The following is a 1,390-nucleotide window of genomic DNA, read 5'->3' on the forward strand; positions in this document are numbered from 1 at the left end:
CGCAGACGCTTCACGCGGCGAACGGTCGCTTTGGCACTGCTTCTGACGTGCGCCCTGCTGGCCACCATCGCAATCCTCCGCGGGGCATTTTCCAGCTCCCCCGGCAATGCACACAGTGATCGTTCAAGCCTGCAGCCCCCACACGAGGCAAACCCATGAGCAACTGGATGGACCTGCTGGAGCGCGCCAAATCCACCGACCCGCAGCCTTTCGCGGTGTACCTGCAGGGCCTGCGCAGCCAGTGGTCCTTGGACGAGCGCGCTGAAGCCAGTGCCAGGGTGCTGCAGGCGCTGCGCGCGCGGCAGGCGCCCATGAACCTGTCCGAAGCCGCGGCGCTTTACCAGGCCTTCGGCTGGGACGACGCGGGCTGCGGCCTGGCACCAGGCGAACTGCGCGAGCTGGCCGAACACGCCTGGCAGGACTGGCTGCAACTGCCCGCGCAGACCGATCTGCTGGCCCAGCAGATGGAGGCGCGTGGCGGGCGCTGGACCAGCCACGATGACGCTGCCAGCCGCCTTCAGCAGCTGCGCGAACCGCGTTCGCACCTGCGCAACCTGATGTCCGCGCTGCCGCTGCGCGTGCCGCGCCAGGCCGCAGCGTTGATGGACGTACTGGGCTGCCAGGAGGACCGTCCTCTACCGCCCGGCATCGATGCGGGCCAAGCCCGCTTCTGGGCCGGCGCCAGCGATGTCACCCGCCTCACCGCGGCACAGTTGTCATTGCTGCGTGCACTGCTGGCAAGCGTGGCGCTGACGTTGATGGCCTTCATCGCGTTGGCCACCACCCAGATCGCCAGCACGCTGCTGCCCTACCAGTCGGAAGAGCAGCGCAGGGCGATCGTGCTGGGCACGGCAGCGCTGGCGCCACTGCTCGGCACGCTGCTGGCCATTGGCCTGCGTCATCTGTTCGTCTGGCAGAGCGCCCCTGAAGACCCGTCCGTGCCGCCTTCCCGGCTGCGTTGGCTGACCCTGCCGGTCGCCTGCGCAGCCATCGCAGCGGTCGGTACCGCCGTCTACCTGTGGGTGCCCTCGCCTTCGCTGTGGTTGGCACCGCTGTGCTGGCTGCTGGCCTGGACCGTGCTGGCCACGGCATGGATCCGCTACCAGCTGCGCCGGGGCAAGCCCGCCCGCATGGAATTGCCAGTGTCATTCCTGGTGATGCTGTCCGTGCTCAGCGTGCTGCCGGCGCTGCTGGGTGCGCTGCTGCTGTGGAGCATGGACCTGTCCGGGCACCGCCAGCGGCTGCGCCGCAGCTGAAGAAGCCGGGGGTCGGACCCTTTCAACGAAAGGGCACCGCCCCCGACCCGGTCATTTCTCCCGCCGCCAGTTGATCGACCCACGGTTTTCCACCGTGCTCGATTCCACTTCCACGTCGAACCCGCGACGCAGCA

General features: G+C 68.7%; 1 protein-coding gene. It reads left to right on the forward strand.

The genetic code is table 11. The features are described 5' to 3' along the window. Positions 1–155 precede the first annotated feature (155 nt). Entirely contained in the window at positions 156–1,256 is a 1,101-nt protein-coding gene (locus ACZ4VL_RS40735) for a hypothetical protein (protein ID WP_026347228.1), read from the forward strand. Positions 1,257–1,390: the final 134 nt, after the last annotated feature.

The organism is Streptomyces sp. NPDC029014, from assembly GCF_055564695.1.